This window comes from Denitrificimonas halotolerans (assembly GCF_034259425.1).
GTDB lineage: Bacteria > Pseudomonadota > Gammaproteobacteria > Pseudomonadales > Pseudomonadaceae > Denitrificimonas > Denitrificimonas halotolerans.
In genome coordinates, this window is the sequence record NZ_JAXIVU010000001.1 from 13,464 (window position 1) to 30,827 (window position 17,364).

Genomic DNA, 17,364 nt, shown 5'->3' on the forward strand with positions numbered 1-17,364 from the left:
AAAATTTGATAAGTTAACTGCTTAACGCAGGTTAATAAACGTCAGACCGCCCACGCTCTCAAGGGTTCATAGCATTACCAAGATACGCTGCGCATACTAGCGCATTGAGGTTAAAATCGCACTGCAAATTCACCGCACACTAGCCAACACTCTCAACGCTGCCGATCAATATATAACAGTCTTTTAAATTGCCTGAACGCGTCATACACTCATTTGGTAAACATTTTGGCTTGTAATTGGGTTAAACAGATCTTTCTCCGGCCCATAATGCAACTCACAACATCAAAGGATAGTGCTTATATGACTCTAATTTATGGCCATCGTGGAGCGCGTGGAGAAGCACCTGAAAACACTTTAGCAAGCTTTCAAGCCTGTTTAGCCAGTGGTGTAAAATGCTGTGAGCTCGACCTTCATTTATCTAAAGATGGACAGCTAATGGTCATTCATGACACAAAACTCAAACGCACCACAGGACGGTCAGGCCTAGTCGGTGATTTTACCGCCGCACAATTAGTGCAAATGGATGCCCGTCACAATACTGTGCCATGGCCTGAACCCTGCCCCATACCTCGTCTCGAACAACTCTTTAAAGAATGCTCTTTCGAACACTGGCAACTGGAAATAAAAGCTACATCAAGCAGACGAGCTCAACAAACTGTTCAAACCATTGCTCAACTGTGCACTCGTTATGCTTTACAAAACAAAGTTATTATCACTAGTTCTTCACGCAAAGTTTTACACGCAGCCAAAAAATTCACACCCCATTTAGCACGAGGCCTAGTGTCTGATCACGTCTGGTTTAATCCAATAAAAATAGCATTACACTATGATTGCAAAATGCTGATATTAAATAAGAAACTAGCGCAAAAAAAACGTATTAAACAAGCGCAAAAGGCAGGATTACATGTGTCCATATGGACAGTCAACGAGCCAACGCTAATGCGTCAGCTCGAGAGTTATGGTGCCGACAGTCTGATTACTGACTTTCCCGGTTTGGCCATTGCCACCCTTGGGAGTCGCTGAAACGTTGTTCGAAATAGGCTCCGACCGAATCAGGCCACCGACCGGAGCCGCTTAAAAAAGTCGGTTCATGCCGTCATATGCAGCCACACGATATGCTTCAGCCATTGTTGGGAAGTTAAATGTTGTATTAATAAAATATTTTAACGTATTCGCTTCACCTGGCTGATTCATAATCGCTTGACCAATATGCACAATTTCTGAAGCTTGGTAGCCAAAACAGTGCACCCCTAAAATAGCTAAGGTTTCGCGGTGGAACAGAATTTTTAACATTCCAACAGGCTCATTAGAAATTTGTGCGCGCGACATACTCTTGAAGAACGCCTTACCAACCTCATAAGGTACTTTTGCTTCAGTTAATTCACGCTCTGTTTGACCGATAGAGCTGATCTCAGGAATGGTGTAAATACCTGTTGGTACATCATCAACAAAGTGCCAACTGTCTTCATCAATGATATTACCCGCAGCAGAACGACCTTGATCATAAGCCGCACTAGCTAAGCTTGGCCAGCCAATGACATCACCAGCAGCATAAATGTTTGGCACTTCAGTGCGGTAATATTCGTCAACAGCAATCTGTCCACGACCATTAGCCGTCAGACCAACATTTTCTAAACGCAACTGATCTGTATTACCCGTACGTCCATTACACCACAAGAAGCCATCAGCTTTAATTTTCTTACCGGACTTAAGGTGTAGAATCACTCCATTATCAACACCTTCAACACGCTCATACTCTTCGTTATGACGAATCAGCACATTGTTATTACGTAAGTGATAACTGAGCGCATCAGAAATCTCATCATCCAAGAAACTCAGCAACTGGTTACGGTTATCAATCAGATCAACTAAGACGCCTAAACCACTAAAAATCGAGGCATACTCACAACCAATGACTCCTGCACCATAAATAATCAAACGGCGCGGCGTATGGCTTAAACTTAGAATGGTATCACTGTCGTAAATGCGAGGATGGTTAAAGTCAACATCTGCTGGACGGTACGGACGTGAGCCCGTTGCAATGATAATTTCGTTTGCGACCAACTTCTCTACACGACTCGGTCCTACAACATCAACACTATGCTCATCGGCAAAGCTTGCAGTGCCAAAATATACATCAATACGGTTACGTGCATAATAGCCTGTACGCGAAGCAACTTGACGTTCAATTACACTCTCTGCACTTTTAAGCACATCAGGAAACGAGAACCAGCGGGGCTCACCAATCTGTCGGAACATCGACCCAGTATTAAAGCGTAAAATCTGACGTACAGAATGGCGCAATGCTTTAGATGGAATGGTACCCAAGTGCGTACTGTTACCACCGAGCACACCACGACTCTCTACAACAGCAACTTTACGCCCTGCCTTGGCCGCATTCATTGCCGCCCCTTCGCCTGCAGGTCCTGACCCTATAATTACTACATCGTAGTTGTAAACTGCCATTTGGACTCCTTCACAACATGCTCAGCTGAGCATTCGCGCGGCTAAGCACATTTTAAAAATAGGCTTATTAAGCCAGCATAACCAATATCAAACTATTAGCGCTTGGTCGCGTCATAAGCTTGCATAGCATTTTTCGCTAAAGCCCCCTCTTGGGCATTCACTTCATCGCATTTTTCGCGTACACCACCACAAATTGAACATTCCTTTTCGATACCTAAATTAGCAATACCGCCACAAGAACCTGCAATCGGTGCTCGCCCAGCAAGAACACCAGCCGACATTCCTAAAATGACCAAAGCCATGACTAAAAAAACAACAAGAAACAACATGATTCCGCTCATTGATTACCCCCCTCAGGAAATATCCTGGAAAACTCTGAGCTGACCTGCGTGATAAAGCCATCGCCATCGCGCATCACAAAAAAAGCAGCAATTTTATGCGCTTCAGCAAAAGCTAAACCGTGCTCAGGCCCAAGCACCAATAACAACGTACCTACACCATCAGCGCGCAAGGTGGATCGATCCACAACAGTGACCGAGGCTAAGTTGTGTTTTATCGGCGTACCATTTCTAGGATCGATGGTATGAGAAAAGCGCACACCACCTTCCTCAAAGTAGTTACGGTAATCACCGGATGTATTCACCCCATAACCATCGATCTCTAAAATACGCTGAATCGCCCGCTGACCATCCACCAAAGGTTGCTCTAAAGCAATACGCCATGGTGAACCATCAGGTTTACGCCCCGTAGCAGTAAGCTCACCAGTGACTTCGATCATATAGCTTTTAATATTGAGCTCTGCAAAACGCTCACTTATGCGATCAACTGTATAACCTGCTGCAATACCATTAAGGTCAAGCTTAACATCTGCATCTTTACACAATTGTTCGCCATCAATCCGTACTTTCTGATAACCCGTTTGTGCTTTAGCTGCAGCTATTTGCTCAGCACTAGGTACAGCTCTGCCCCTTGATTGCGGGCCAAAGCCCCATAGATTCAGCAAAGGAGTCAAGGTCAAATCAAAAGCACCATCACTGATGCGCGAGAGTTCATTACCATACTGAACCAAGTCAAGTACGGGTTGCGGCATAGGCATGCAAGTATGAGCAGGAGCTTGATTAAAGCGGGCAAGATTAGAGTCTAAGCGATAGGTCGACATCTGACGGTCGACCTCATCTAAAATACTTTGTACAGCAACACCCACAGCGTCAACTGCAGGCGTTGTTGCATTATAAACATACTTAATCGTATAAGTGCTGCCCATAGTCGGACCGGACAGCACTTCTATACGCTCAGCATTGTTCTCACAACCACTGAGCGTTACTGCTAATACTGAGACTAAACACGCTCCCTTAAACAGGTTGCGCAGCATATTAGCCTCCGAAGTCATCAAGTAAAATATTTTCAGGCTCTACACCCAGATCTTCCAACAACTTGATAACCGCCTGGTTCATCATTGGTGGTCCACACATGTAAAACTCACAATCTTCAGGCGCTGGGTGATCTTTCAGATAGTTTTCATATAAAACATTATGAATAAATCCAGTCGGACCATCCCAATCATCTTCTGGCAATGGATCAGAAAGCGCCAAATGCCAAGTAAAGTTTGGGTTTTCCTCTTGCAGCTTATCAAACTCATCCACGTAGAATGCTTCACGCAATGAACGTGCACCATACCAGAAGCTGATCTTACGCTTAGAATTCAAGCGCTTAAGCTGATCAAAGATATGTGAACGCATCGGTGCCATCCCTGCTCCACCCCCAACGAAGACCATTTCCGCATCGGTATCTTTAGCAAAGAAATCACCAAATGGACCATATACAGTCACTTTATCGCCCGGCTTCAAACTGAACACGTACGAAGACATGATACCTGGTGGAAGGTCATCACGGCCCGGCGGTGGTGTCGCCACGCGGATATTGAACTTAACCACACCTTTTTCTTCGGGATAGTTTGCCATTGAGTAGGCTCGAATGGTTGGCTCAGTTACTTTAGACACGTAACGCCAAATATCAAACTTATCCCAATCTGGATGGAATTCAGGCTGGATATCAAAATCTTTATAGTTCACTTCATGCGGCGGGCACTCTAACTGTACATAACCACCCGCGCGGAAGTTTACATTTTCACCTTCAGGTAAACGTAAAGTGAGCTCTTTAATAAAGGTTGCCACGTTCGGGTTCGATTCAACAGTGCACTCCCACTTCTTCACTCCAAAGACTTCCTCTGGAACTTGAATTTCCATGTCCTGCTTCACCGAAACCTGGCACGATAGGCGCCAGCCTTCATTCGCTTCACGCTTAGTAAAATGTGACTCTTCAGTTGGCAGCATTCCGCCACCGCCACTGTTAATTACACACTTACACTGAGCGCAAGTACCACCACCACCGCATGCGGATGGAATAAAAATATTATTACTCGCTAAGGTCTGTAATAACTTATCGCCAGCGGGCACCGTAATAGTACGCTCGCCATTGATGTTAATATTGACATCACCGCTTGCTACTAAACGCGCTCGAGCGAATAGAATAATCAGTACCAAAGCCAGTACGATCGCGGTGAACATACCTATAGCGAGAAAAATCTCAAAATTCATTACTCGCTACTCCTTACAATTGAATGCCAGAAAATGACATAAAGCCCAGTGACATCAGGCCAATGGTAATAAAGGTGATACCCAAGCCCTGTAGACCTTGAGGTACATCGCTGTACTTGAGTTTTTCACGAATACCAGCCAACAACGCAATAGCTAACGCCCAAGAGAAGCCAGAACCTAAGCCATACACTGTACTTTCAGCAAAGTTATAGTCACGCTCCACCATAAACAAAGTACCACCCATGATGGCGCAGTTTACGGTAATCAAAGGCAAAAACACACCTAGTGCGTTATACAGCGCAGGCACATACTTATCGAGTAGCATTTCGAGAATCTGCACCAGTGCTGCAATCACACCAATGTAGCTCAACAAGCCTAAGAAGCTCAGATCAACATCTGGCAATCCAGCCCAAGCTAAAGCGCCATCTTTAAGTAAGTAAGTATAAATTAGGTTGTTAGCAGGCACGGTTATCACCTGTACTACAACAACCGCAATACCTAAACCTATTGCCGTTTCCACTTTTTTGGAAATTGCAATAAAAGTACACATACCCAAGAAGAACGCCAAAGCCATGTTTTCAACGAAAACTGCTTTAACAAATAAGCTGAGATAATGTTCCATCAGTATGCCTCCTTCTCTGGCGAGTGCGCAGCAATACGAAAGTCAGGCTCTTCAACCTGCTCCTTTTTCCACATGCGTAATGCCCAAATGATCAAACCAATTAAGAAGAATGCTGAAGGGGGTAATAACAACATGCCGTTAGGTAAATACCAGCCACCATCGTTAACGACCGGCATAATGGTATAGCCCATCAGTTTACCCGCACCGAACAACTCACGGATAATACCTAAAACAATCAGCATTGCGCTGTAACCTAAACCATTACCGATACCATCAAAGAATGAAATCACCGGTGGATTGGACATGGCAAATGCTTCCGCACGCCCCATCACAATACAGTTGGTAATAATCAACCCGACGAATACCGACAGCTGCTTAGACAACGAATAAGCATACGCCTTCAACACTTGATCAACTACGATCACTAAGGAAGCAATAATCACCATTTGCACAATCATACGAATTGAGCTTGGGATTTGGCTACGAATTAATGAAATAAAAGTATTTGAAAAAGCCAATACCAAAGTTAAAGCAACCGACATCACTAACGCAGTTTGCACATTAGTGGTGACCGCCAATGCTGAACAAATACCTAAGATCTGTAAGCCAATGGGGTTATTACTAAAAATCGGATCAAGTACGACTTGTTTAATTGTTGGCTGTGACATGCTCAAGCCTCCCCAGCACGTAAATGCTCAATAAAGCTACCGAAGCCATTTTCACCTAACCAAAACTGCACTAAGTGAGTGACACCGTTACTGGTTAACGTTGCCCCCGCTAAGCCATCAATCTGGTGTATTGCTTGCGGACTGCTTGGATCAACGTTGCCTTTCACTACATGAATGGCCACTTCGTCTTTGCTGTTAAACAGGTTTTTACCTAACCATTGTTTACGCCACTTTGGATTATCAACTTCACCGCCTAACCCAGGAGTTTCAGCGTGTTCATAAAAGCCAAAGCCTGCCACAGTATTCAGATCACCTTTTACAGCAATAAAGCCATGCAGGGTTGACCATAAACCATAGCCGCGCACAGGAATAATTAATGTATCCAACTGTCCATCTTGCTCAACGATATATACCGTACTATAACGTTCGCGACGCTTAATCGAGGCAATATCATCTTGACCTGCTAAGGCTTTCGATAACGCTGGATCCTTCGATGATGCCAGCGGATCAAAAGTGATCGGATCTTGGGCGTCAGAAAACTTACCTGTTTCTAAATCTACAAGGCGTGCTTCGATACGCTCAGCAAACACTTGCTTCACTTGCGCACCCGACATACTTGCATCGCCCAATCCCGCAATAGATAAAATACTGCGTTGCTTATCGAGCAAGCGGTTTTCGGTTTGAATTGGACGTAAAGCGACTGCCGCTCCGGCCACAAAAACTGAACACACTAAGCACACCAATAAAGCAACGACTAGCGTGCGAGTGATTGATTCTTTAGAACTAGACATTACGTGCTAGCCTCCGCTTAATGTTGGCTTGAACAACAAAGTGATCAATGAGTGGAGCACACAAGTTAGCAAACAGAATCGCTAACATCATGCCTTCAGGGAACGCTGGGTTAACCACACGGATCAACACCACCATCACACCAATCAGCGCACCAAAGATCCACTTACCAGTATTAGTCATCGAAGCAGATACAGGGTCGGTCGCCATAAAGATCATACCGAAAGCAAAACCACCTACAACTAAGTGCCAGTACCACGGCATAGCGAACAGCGGATTTGTATCTGAGCCCAGCACATTAAGTAATGTGCTCAAAGCGACCATACCAATCATCACACCTGCCACAATACGCCATGCTGCAATACGCATAATTAGCAATACCGCACCACCAATAAAAATAGCTAACGTACTGGTTTCACCAATTGAACCTTGCATTGTACCTAGGAAGGCATCCATCCAAGTCACGCCGGAAGTTAGTAATTGATCCATACCACCTTCAGCCGTTACGCTTAAAGCTGTCGGCCCAGCAAAACCGTCAACAGCGGTCCATACTGAATCACCTGACAACTGCGCTGGATAAGCAAAGAATAAGAATGCTCGACCCGCTAGTGCAGGGTTAAGGAAGTTCTTACCAGTTCCACCAAATACCTCTTTTGCTATTACAACACCAAAGCTAATCCCCATGGCAACCTGCCATAAAGGAATACTAGGAGGTAAGATCAAAGCAAAGAGGATTGAAGTCACGAAAAAACCTTCGTTAATTTCATGACCCCGTACCGATGCGAACAACACTTCCCAAATACCGCCCACCACAAAAGCGGTCATATAAATTGGCACAAACCAAGTTGCACCCTGAATGATATTGTCCCAAATACTCGTAGGGTCAAAACCAGCAAGCATGCCTGTTAAAGCAATACGCCAACCTTCTTGTGCTGCTAATAACTCAGGATTATCAGCAAATACCAAGTTAGCCTGATAACCTACGTTCCACATACCAAAGAACATGGCTGGAAAAGCACATAACCACACTGTGATCATAATGCGCTTCAAGTCAACCCCATCACGTACATGAGAAGTGGTTTTAGTTACACTGTTTGGGCGATATAAAATAGTATCCACTGCTTCATACAGGGAATACCACTTTTCGTATTTACCACCCTTTTCAAAATTGTGTTCGATTTTATCAAGGAATGCACGAAGACCCATTGCTTAACCCTCCTGCTCAATGCGCGTTAGAGTATCCCGTAAAACCGGGCCGTATTCGTACTTACCTGGACATGCAAAAGTGCACAGCGCAAGATCTTCCTCATCCAATTCTAAACAACCCAACTTTTGCGCTACGTCAGAGTCACCAACAAGCAGCGCACGCAATAATTGCGTTGGCAAAATATCAAGCGGCATTACTTTTTCATAGCTGCCCACCGGAATCATGGCACGCTCACTACCATTAGTAGTGGTGGTGAAGGCAAACTTTTTGTTAGCAAAGAGTTTAGAAATATAGATATTCAGAATGGAAAACTTATTTACACCCGGACGCAGGTAGTGCAACACTTGGCGCTCACGATCTTCAACCAAGCAACTGAGCTGGTTGTGATAACGACCTAAGAAGTCACAAGTACCACGCGCTGTACGACCACCCAAGACCGAGCCAGAAATCACGCGATTACTGCCTTCTTCAAGCTCACCTTTAACCAAATCACTTACGTTAGCACCTAAGCGAGTACGCACTAAGCGTGGTTTTTTAACAACAGGGCCCGCTAAAGAAATAACACGTTCAACCCATAGTTGACCTGTGGTAAATAATTTACCAATAGCAATCACATCCTGATAACCAACTTGCCAGACTGTGCGGGTTGCACTAACAGGGTCGAGGAAATGGATATGAGTACCCGGCAAGCCTGCGGGGTGTGGGCCAACAAAGCTTTCTGTGTGTACATTATCCAAGTTCTCACCAGGCAAATTGACACCAGCAGCTTTACACAAATACACCTTAGCCAAACGGCTCAATACTGTTAAACCATGACTGAAATCTTCTGCATGTTCTGCAATGACCACGGCCGGATCAGCGGCCAGTGGATGGGTATCCATTGCTGTAACAAAAATAGAGCTTGGTGTTGCATCCACTGCAGGCACTTTACTGTATGGCCGGGTACGTAAAGCCGTCCACAAACCTGATTGCTGTAAATTCTCACGAATTTGCTCATCCGTAAGCCTCGCAAGCTTATCCGCAGCATAGTGAGCAAAAGTAACCTGCTCGTCACCTTCTAGCTCAATCACAACAGATTGCAGCACTCGGCGCTCACCACGGTTTACTGCTTTTACAACACCAGCGCCAGGTGCTGTATATACCACCCCCGGTGTTTTCTTATCGGAAAAAAGAACCTGACCTAACTTAACCCGGTCACCTTCCTGCACCTGCATTGTAGGCTTCATCCCGTTATAGTCGAAGCCTATGACTGCAACACTATGTACGGGCTTTGCAGCCTCAATACGCTGTGTTGGCGTACCAGTCATGGGCAAGTCAAGCCCACGTTTTATTTTGATCATAGGTTTGCCTAACCACGATAGTGAGTTTATAAATGTATTGAAAAAACACCTAGTTATTCTATAAAAATAGAACTTAAGCATTCAGTTCAACGTTTAAAAAGTAATCCGTCTGATTATAAAGAGGCATGGCAGTCACTTGCCAGCCTTAAGGCCAACTTTCTGCTAAATACTCACCTTAGTGATATTCAATCATGCTTTTTAATCAATATTTTGAACGACAAAAGGGAGCCATGGCTCCCTTTTGTACATCAATCACAACCGCCTAGCACTTACTGTGGAAATGCAGGAGGGTTAACGCCGGCAATATCTTCCATAACTCGGACAACCTGGCAGCTATAGCCGTACTCGTTATCATACCAAACATATAAAATGACACGGTTATCAGTGCAGATTGTAGCTTCTGCATCCACAACACCCGCATGGCGCGAGCCAACAAAGTCAGTGGAAACAACTTCCTGCGAACACACATAATCAATTTGCTTTTGCAGGTCAGAGTGCATGGCCATTTGGCGTAAGTACTCATTAACCTCATCACGATCAGTGCTCTTCTCAAGGTTCAGATTCAAAATTGCCATAGAAACGTTCGGCGTAGGCACACGAATCGCATTACCAGTAAGTTTACCTTTAAGCACAGGTAATGCTTTAGCAGCAGCTGTAGCCGCGCCCGTTTCAGTAATCACCATGTTCAATGGAGCAGAGCGTCCACGACGACTTCCTTTATGGAAATTATCAATCAAGTTCTGGTCGTTAGTGTATGAGTGGACAGTCTCAACGTGACCATTAACAATACCAAACTTATCATCAATTGCTTTCAATACTGGAACAATAGCGTTTGTGGTGCATGAAGCAGCTGAAATGATTTTATCGTCAGGAGTGATATCAGTATGGTTAATACCATGAACGATATTTTTCAGATCACCCTTGCCCGGCGCAGTTAAAACAACGCGATCAATACCAGGGCAACCTAAATGTTGACTCAACCCCTCCTCGTCACGCCAACGACCTGTGTTATCAACCAGTAATGCATTCTTAATACCATACTGAGTGTAATCTACAGTCTTTGGATCATTCGAGTAGATAACTTGAATCAAGTTTCCATTGGCTGTAATTGTGTTGTTCTCTTCGTCAACAAGAATGGTTCCGTCAAAAGAACCGTGTACTGAGTCACGACGTAGCAAGCTCGCACGCTTAACTAAGTCATTATCTGCACCTTTACGCACTACGATGGCACGTAAACGCAAACCGTCTCCCGCACCTGTTTTCTCGATTAAGATACGTGCGAGTAAGCGACCAATACGACCAAAGCCGTACAGCACTACATCAGTACCCTGATGCAGGTTGCTTTCACCCTTACCTACGACTTCTGCCAACTCATCACGTACAAACTGCTCAATATCGCGGCCATTAGCTTCTGTTTTGAACTTTATAGCCAACTTACCGATATCGACAGATGCTGCACCGAGATCCAACTCGCTCATTGCTTTCAGCACAGGGTAAGTATCGTGCACAGTAAGCTCGGTACCATCACCAATGCGATGACGTGCAAAGCGGTGCGCTTTGAGAATTGCAATAACAGAACGGTTGATCAGGCCACGCCCATAAATCGACGTAATCACATTATTATTGCGATAAAGTTGGCCAACAAGCGGAATCATTGCCTCGGCAAGGGCTTCGCGATCAATCCATTCACCAAGACACTGGTCAGTCTTCTGAGTCACGTGGAATACCTATTTAGGGGCTAAAAAAGAGCTACATTATCGGCTGCGAAATCGAAAGCAGCAAGCTCTAAGCCATTATTCTCTGAAAAAGCTTAGATAGCAGGCTCAGCAATAGACCGTTACAATCCCTTCTTTTATTATTCACACAAGAGTTTGCCGTGTCTGTATTGCGTTTACCTAAACTGCCATCCAACTCTGCTAAACAGCTCTGGGGCAACCTACCAGGCGCCTCACAAGGCCTTGTTGTTGCTGAAGCAGCCCGTAGCGCCAAGCGCTTCACCTTACTCCTAACGGACAACAGCCAAAGTGCTGTACGCCTCAAAGAAGAACTGGCTTTTTTTGCTCCGGAACTGCCTGTACTACATTTTCCTGATTGGGAAACTTTACCCTATGACGTTTTCTCACCACATCAGGACATTATTTCTCAGCGTATTGCGACCTTGTATCAGTTACCACAATTACAACAAGGTATTTTAGTCGTCCCGATCAATACAGCGCTGCATCGCTTGGCGCCACAGTCTTTCACCCTAGACTCTAGCCTTATCTTAGATGTTGGGCAAAAACTTGATGTAGAAAGTATGCGCAACCGCCTGCAAGCTTCGGGCTATCAGTGTGTCGAGACAGTGTATGAACATGGTGAATTTGCAGTACGGGGAGCCTTGCTAGACTTATTCCCAATGGGCAGCGAGGTGCCTTACCGCATTGACTTATTCGACGACGAAATCGAAAGTTTGCGCACCTTTGACCCAGAAACCCAACGCTCTAGCGAGAAGGTCAAAAGTGTCCGTCTATTGCCAGCTCGCGAGTTCCCACTCCACAAGCAGGCCCGAAGTGATTTCCGCGCTCGTTTTCGAGAGCGCTTTGATGTCGATTTCCGCCGCTGCCCTATTTATCAAGATTTATCTGGAGATATTATTCCTGCCGGCATTGAAGCCTACTTACCTTTATTCTTTGAAGAAACTAGCAGCCTGTTTGATTACTTACCTGAAAACACTCAAGTCTTCATTATGCAAGGCGTGGATGCTGCTGCTGAAACTTTCTGGAACGATATTCGTAGTCGTTATGAAGATCGCTGCGGCGATCTTGAGCGTCCCCTATTGCCACCAGCTGACCTATTTATCGCGATCAATGACTATTACGGCGCGCTTAAAAAACATCCTCGTATCATATTGGACAGCCAAGATATTAGCCTAGGAGTAGGTCGTGAACGTTTAGCAATTACTGCTTTTCCGGATTTAGCCCTAGATGCTCGAGCTGCAGAACCCCTAAACAAAGTTAAAGACTTTTTAGAAAACTTTAGTGGGCGCACCCTCTTTACCGTAGAAACTGCTGGGCGCCGTGAAGTACTACTGGAGTTACTTCAACGCATTGAAGTCCTCCCAACTGAGGTCACAAGTTGGGAGGAGTTTTTAACCTCCAACTGTCATATTTCAATCTGCGTAGCTCCGATTGAAGCGGGCTTACTACTGAATGAATTAGCCCTCATTCCTGAAAGCGCCCTGCTTGGGCAAAGAGTCATGCAACGCCGGCGCCGCGAAAAAAGTCGTGACAATAACCACGAGCATGTCATTCGCAACCTCACTGAACTGCGCGAAGGCGCACCTGTCGTGCATATTGATCACGGTGTCGGCCGTTATCAAGGTCTAGTTACTTTAGAGATTGACGATCAAACCACTGAATTTTTAATGCTAGAATATGCAGATCAAGCCAAACTTTATGTACCCGTGGCTAATCTTCACTTAATTGCCCGTTACACAGGCAGTGATGACAGCTCGGCACCACTCCATCGTCTAGGTACAGAACAGTGGCAAAAAGCCAAGCGTAAAGCGGCTGAGCAAGTCCGTGACGTAGCTGCTGAACTACTCAATATCTATGCCGTACGCGCTGCCCGCAAAGGTTTTGCCTTTACCAACCCAGGACTCGATTACGCCACTTTTAGTGCTGCATTCCCCTTTGAAGAAACTCCGGATCAACAGCTTGCAATTGATAACGTACGCAACGATATGCTGTCCGACAAACCGATGGATCGCTTAATTTGTGGTGATGTCGGTTTTGGCAAAACTGAAGTGGCAATGCGTGCAGCCTTTATAGCCGTCCATAGCGGCAAGCAAGTGGCAGTGTTAGTCCCTACAACACTACTGGCTCAGCAACACTACAACAGCTTCCGTGATCGTTTCGCTGACTGGCCAGTTAAAGTGGATGTTATGAGCCGCTTTAAAACCTCTAAGGAAACCAATCAAGCCGTAAAAGACCTCGCTGATGGCAAATTAGATATCCTCATTGGCACCCATAAACTCCTGCAAAGCGATGTCAAGTTTAATAATTTAGGATTGGTGATTATCGATGAAGAACACCGATTTGGCGTACGCCAGAAAGAAAAGCTTAAAGCTTTACGCAGTGAAGTTGACATTCTGACCTTAACCGCCACACCGATACCACGCACACTGAATATGGCCTTTGCCGGCATGCGCGATATGTCTATCATTGCCACACCTCCAGCTCGCCGCTTATCAGTACGTACCTTTGTCATGCAGCGTGAAGATGCTGTTGTCAAAGAAGCTTTACTGCGGGAATTATTACGTGGTGGCCAAGTTTACTTCTTACACAACGATGTAAAAACTATCGAAAAATGTGCCGCAGATTTGGCCACCTTAGTACCTGAAGCGCGCATTGGTATCGGCCATGGACAAATGGCAGAACGTGAGCTTGAACAAGTGATGGCTGACTTTTACCATAATCGCTACAATGTACTGGTTGCCTCCACCATCATTGAAACTGGAATTGACGTACCTAATGCCAATACCATCATCATTGACCGTGCTGATAAATTCGGACTGGCTCAGCTGCACCAGTTACGTGGCCGTGTAGGACGTAGTCACCACCAGGCTTACGCTTACTTATTGACCCCTCCTAAAAAAAGCATGACAGCTGACGCACAAAAGCGCTTGGAAGCTATCAGTAATGCACAAGATCTTGGAGCAGGCTTTATGCTAGCCACCCATGACTTGGAAATCCGCGGTGCCGGTGAACTACTCGGCGACGGTCAAAGCGGCGAAATTCAGGCCATTGGTTTTACTTTGTATATGGAAATGCTTGAGCAAGCGGTCGAATCAATACGCAAAGGTTCAGTGCCAAACTTAGAGCAACCATTGGATAGCGGCACCGAGATCAACCTGCACGTACCAGCATTGATTCCTGATGACTATTTACCCGACGTACATGCACGCTTAATCCTGTATAAACGCATTGCCTCAGCCAAAAACGCCAATGCACTTAAAGAATTGCAAGTCGAAATGATCGACCGATTTGGTTTACTACCTGAGCCAGTAAAAAACCTTATTCAAGTTACCGAACTCAAACTCAAAGCCCAAGCCTTAGGTATTTTAAAAATTGATGCAGGCCCGCACGCAGGTCGTCTTGAATTTTCCAATGACACCAGTGTGGATCCAGTTCTGTTAATTAAACTGATTCAAAGCCAACCTAAGCACTATCGTTTCGAAGGTGCCACAGTCTTTAAATTTAACGTACCTATGGATAACCCTAAACAGCGCTTTGCTACAATTGAGGCCCTGCTGGCTCAGCTGTCAAAATAACACCAATGAAGGAGCTGCACATGCGCCACTTAGTTCGCTTTATTTTCTTGCTTATTCTCTATAGCACCCAAGCACTGGCTAATGAAACACAACTCGTAGAGCTGATTGTATTTCGTCAAAGCAGTGAAAACCTGTACTCAGGGAAAGTCGCCCCTGATAACTGGGCCTTAAACGCAACACATATCAGTGCCAACATGCAGCGTACGCCACGCTTGAAGTACCTCGCTGACAAACTCACCCCTGAAAAGGGTTATGAAATCATCCTACATAAAGCTTGGCTACAAAACAGCCCACAAGGTTCTGCGCGTATTGCACTGAAACAAGGTGAACAACATTTTAATCACTACCCCATTGAAGGCACTTTAGATTTTTCTCAAGGCCGCCCCCACAGCGTACTGTTAGAGCTTTGGATTAATCAATTCGATGCGCACCAAGCAATCATACGTAGCGAGCACTTTAAACAAGGCTCTGTCCTATTAAATGAGCAAGTGACTTTTATTGACCACGGCAACCTTGGTGCCCTAATTCGAATTCAGCCACAAATCCAATGAATATTGGCACACCCTCGCACTGAAAGTATGATGTCTTACGCAACTTTTTATCAATCGTTCCTCTATACGCTCTAATACAGCTGCCCACACCTACTTAACAGATGTAAAAAGCCCAGCAATTGCTGGGCTTGACTAAGCATCAATGTTTTAATCTTCAGGCATGGCCTGCCCTTTAATAGCTGCTTGCCGTCCAAGCTCAGCTAAAATATTAGATACTACATCCAGTCCGCGGCGTGCATCTTCGTTTTGATTAAACTGCCTAACACTTTGCCACAAAGTCGGAGGAGTCGAATTAGCAGCAGCCTGAGCCGAAGCGTAACGCAACGCATTGGTCAGCATCCAAATACCACCAATACTATCTTCATAAAGAGCCATGATTTTTTGTAGCATAGCATCGTCGGTCATCTCAATGACATCTGATATTGCTGCTAATAAATCAACGATGTTATGTAAACGTCGACCTTGCAATATAGGCGCAAGCTTCTCCAATAAATCGGCTAAACCTGCAACAGTGGCCTCATCTTGTAGTGCAGGCAAGCTATGCAGTAGCTGTTCCATGGTTTTTGTGGAGTTTTGATTCGTCATCTTTTTATCTCCTTAGACTAAGCCACGTGCGACCGACCAGTACACACCCCGGTTAAAGCCTTTACGCATTAAGCCACCAATTTTGGTCGCTGGGGTTGGAATCACATCCACATCATAGTCATACCAAAGCGGCATACCGGCTTCTAATCCCATTTGCGCAATGGCCTGCACCTTACCATCATATTCGTCAACAGTTTTCCCCCATCGCATCAATCCCGCAATGTTGTTACAAATTACAGGCGATTGATTATGGCAGCTACCACCGGCTTTACTGATGGGTAAATCGACGGTATCTCCCATCACAAAAACATTTTCAAAGCCTTCTAATTGCAAGGTTTGTCGATCAGTGGGCAACCAACCCTCATTATTAGGTGCTTGTGAAATCCCCGAATCCAATACTGCGTCTACAGCTCTAATGGGGGGTGTTTGAATTAAAATATCAAAATTTTCCTCGTCACCTTCTTCTGAAATGGCAATTTTACGCTCTGGATCTACACTAGCTAAAGTAAAGCCTCGCTTATGAATAATGCCCTTAGAATCAAACACACTGGGCAAAACCTCACCAGTTTGTTTCTGCAAAAACAAACAGTTACGCACAAGCTGAGCAATGGTTGGATAAGTGTAAACAATTTCGACTTGATCACGAACGCCACGACGACGTAAAAACTCATCGAGCATTAATGTAGTTTCCATTGGCGCAATGCCACATTGGTGAGGCACGTTAGGCGTGGTTGGAAAAGTCACTCCAATGAAAATACGCCCTTTTTCAATGGTGGATATTTTCTCATACAGCTGGCGAGCGGGGTCATGCTGATAAAAGTGATCACCTGCCTCTTTCAAGCCTTCAATACGCTCAGGTGATGGAATACATCCAGTAGAAACCACCAGATAATCATAATCATAAGAGTCACCTGAACGCATACGCAGACGACTATTACTAAACTCAAACCCATCAACCTGATCCAAAATAAAATCAATTTCTGGGCGCAACAAAGAAGCTTGATGACGCCTGAGTTCATCTTTATAAAAGGCACCAAAAGCCACATACATAAAGGCCGGCTTGTAATAATGCCATGGACTATTGGAGATCAACATCACACGTACTTCACCACGGATAATCTCCGGATAAAGTTTGCTGACAAGGTTATTAGCAGTCATCGTTCCGCCAATACCGCCGCCAACTACGATAATATTTTTTATCATTATTTTTACTCCATTTGTTGTTCTG

Annotated in this window: 15 protein-coding genes; 3 read left to right on the forward strand and 12 right to left on the reverse strand. The window is 45.0% G+C overall.

Features of this window, described 5'->3' with window-relative positions:
* Positions 1-300 precede the first annotated feature (300 nt).
* Positions 301-1,023, forward strand: a complete 723-nt coding sequence (locus TOI97_RS00055; protein WP_321552088.1) for a glycerophosphodiester phosphodiesterase — start codon at positions 301-303, stop codon at positions 1,021-1,023.
* Positions 1,024-1,074: 51 nt separating this feature from the next.
* On the opposite strand, the gene sthA is transcribed toward TOI97_RS00055, so the two are convergent.
* The 10 genes from sthA to TOI97_RS00105 form a co-directional block, all read right to left on the reverse strand.
* Positions 1,075-2,466 (reverse strand): Si-specific NAD(P)(+) transhydrogenase, encoded by a 1,392-nt coding sequence (gene sthA, locus TOI97_RS00060; RefSeq protein WP_321552089.1) that lies wholly within the window; start codon positions 2,464-2,466, stop codon positions 1,075-1,077.
* Between the two features lie 95 nt (positions 2,467-2,561).
* Positions 2,562-2,795, reverse strand: coding sequence for a (Na+)-NQR maturation NqrM (nqrM, locus tag TOI97_RS00065; RefSeq protein ID WP_321552416.1), 234 nt, complete (start codon positions 2,793-2,795; stop codon positions 2,562-2,564).
* A gap of 8 nt (positions 2,796-2,803) precedes the next feature.
* Positions 2,804-3,838, reverse strand: a complete 1,035-nt coding sequence (locus TOI97_RS00070) for an FAD:protein FMN transferase (RefSeq protein ID WP_321552090.1) — start codon at positions 3,836-3,838, stop codon at positions 2,804-2,806.
* A gap of 1 nt (position 3,839) precedes the next feature.
* Entirely contained in the window at positions 3,840-5,063 is a 1,224-nt protein-coding gene (nqrF, locus tag TOI97_RS00075; RefSeq protein WP_321552091.1) for an NADH:ubiquinone reductase (Na(+)-transporting) subunit F, read from the reverse strand.
* Between the two features lie 13 nt (positions 5,064-5,076).
* Positions 5,077-5,685 carry an NADH:ubiquinone reductase (Na(+)-transporting) subunit E gene (gene nqrE / locus TOI97_RS00080; RefSeq protein WP_321552092.1) on the reverse strand — a complete coding sequence of 203 codons (609 nt, stop codon included), beginning with the start codon at positions 5,683-5,685 and terminating at the stop codon, positions 5,077-5,079.
* Complete coding sequence (locus TOI97_RS00085; RefSeq protein WP_321552093.1) at positions 5,685-6,359, reverse strand: NADH:ubiquinone reductase (Na(+)-transporting) subunit D; 675 nt, start codon at positions 6,357-6,359, stop codon at positions 5,685-5,687. Before TOI97_RS00085 ends, nqrE begins: the two co-directional genes overlap by 1 nt.
* Positions 6,356-7,144, reverse strand: a complete 789-nt coding sequence (locus TOI97_RS00090; protein WP_321552094.1) for a Na(+)-translocating NADH-quinone reductase subunit C — start codon at positions 7,142-7,144, stop codon at positions 6,356-6,358. The genes TOI97_RS00085 and TOI97_RS00090 overlap by 4 nt, the downstream gene beginning before the upstream one ends.
* Entirely contained in the window at positions 7,137-8,348 is a 1,212-nt protein-coding gene (locus TOI97_RS00095) for an NADH:ubiquinone reductase (Na(+)-transporting) subunit B (RefSeq protein WP_321552095.1), read from the reverse strand. The genes TOI97_RS00090 and TOI97_RS00095 overlap by 8 nt, the downstream gene beginning before the upstream one ends.
* Before the next feature lie 3 nt (positions 8,349-8,351).
* Complete coding sequence (locus TOI97_RS00100) at positions 8,352-9,689, reverse strand: Na(+)-translocating NADH-quinone reductase subunit A (protein WP_321552096.1); 1,338 nt, start codon at positions 9,687-9,689, stop codon at positions 8,352-8,354.
* Positions 9,690-9,958: 269 nt separating this feature from the next.
* Complete coding sequence (locus TOI97_RS00105; RefSeq protein WP_321552097.1) at positions 9,959-11,407, reverse strand: glyceraldehyde-3-phosphate dehydrogenase; 1,449 nt, start codon at positions 11,405-11,407, stop codon at positions 9,959-9,961.
* 158 nt (positions 11,408-11,565) lie between these two features.
* On the opposite strand from TOI97_RS00105, the gene mfd reads away from it, so the two are divergent.
* Together mfd and TOI97_RS00115 are read left to right on the forward strand one after the other, a co-directional pair.
* On the forward strand, positions 11,566-15,000 hold the full coding sequence (mfd, locus tag TOI97_RS00110) for a transcription-repair coupling factor (RefSeq protein WP_321552098.1): 3,435 nt from the start codon (positions 11,566-11,568) through the stop codon (positions 14,998-15,000).
* A gap of 20 nt (positions 15,001-15,020) precedes the next feature.
* Positions 15,021-15,551: a CsiV family protein gene (locus TOI97_RS00115; protein ID WP_321552099.1), complete on the forward strand. Its 531-nt coding sequence runs from the start codon at positions 15,021-15,023 to the stop codon at positions 15,549-15,551.
* Positions 15,552-15,698: 147 nt separating this feature from the next.
* Here the strand turns inward: TOI97_RS00115 and TOI97_RS00120 are convergent, their stop codons facing one another.
* Together TOI97_RS00120 and TOI97_RS00125 are read right to left on the reverse strand one after the other, a co-directional pair.
* Positions 15,699-16,136 carry a hypothetical protein gene (locus TOI97_RS00120; protein WP_321552100.1) on the reverse strand — a complete coding sequence of 146 codons (438 nt, stop codon included), beginning with the start codon at positions 16,134-16,136 and terminating at the stop codon, positions 15,699-15,701.
* Positions 16,137-16,148: 12 nt separating this feature from the next.
* The gene (locus TOI97_RS00125) at positions 16,149-17,339 is read right to left on the reverse strand and encodes an NAD(P)/FAD-dependent oxidoreductase (protein WP_321552101.1); all 1,191 of its coding nucleotides are present in this window, start codon (positions 17,337-17,339) and stop codon (positions 16,149-16,151) included.
* Positions 17,340-17,364: the final 25 nt, after the last annotated feature.